The sequence below is a fragment of the Escherichia sp. KCJ4928 genome, assembly GCF_004352695.1.
GTDB lineage: Bacteria > Pseudomonadota > Gammaproteobacteria > Enterobacterales > Enterobacteriaceae > ECMA0423.
Genome location: NZ_SJWV01000834.1, coordinates 1 through 255 on the forward strand (window position 1 = coordinate 1; position 255 = coordinate 255).

At 52.2% G+C, this 255-nt stretch carries 1 protein-coding gene; it reads right to left on the reverse strand.

What is annotated here, in order from left to right:
- The coding region (locus E0D98_RS26995) for an Rpn family recombination-promoting nuclease/putative transposase (RefSeq protein ID WP_165941095.1) at nt 1-255 on the reverse strand (255 nt) is incomplete at both ends.

The window sequence follows — 255 nt, forward strand, 5'->3', positions numbered from 1 at the left end:
GTTTGTCCAGCAGCTCCATCATGTCACGATGGCGGATATGCTTCATCAGCAGCGTCAGTGCGGCCATCCGGCGATGGTTCATGATTTCATTGTCATCAACGACAGTGATATCAACCAGCGGAAACGGCTTTGTGTATATTTTAGCCGCAAGCGCCGGATTCTCAAAACAGTCCAGCCAGTTCATGCTGTACGGGTACGGGCTGCGCTCACCGTGATAGAACAGCACCGGAATGACCAGTGGCAACGTTTTGTGCT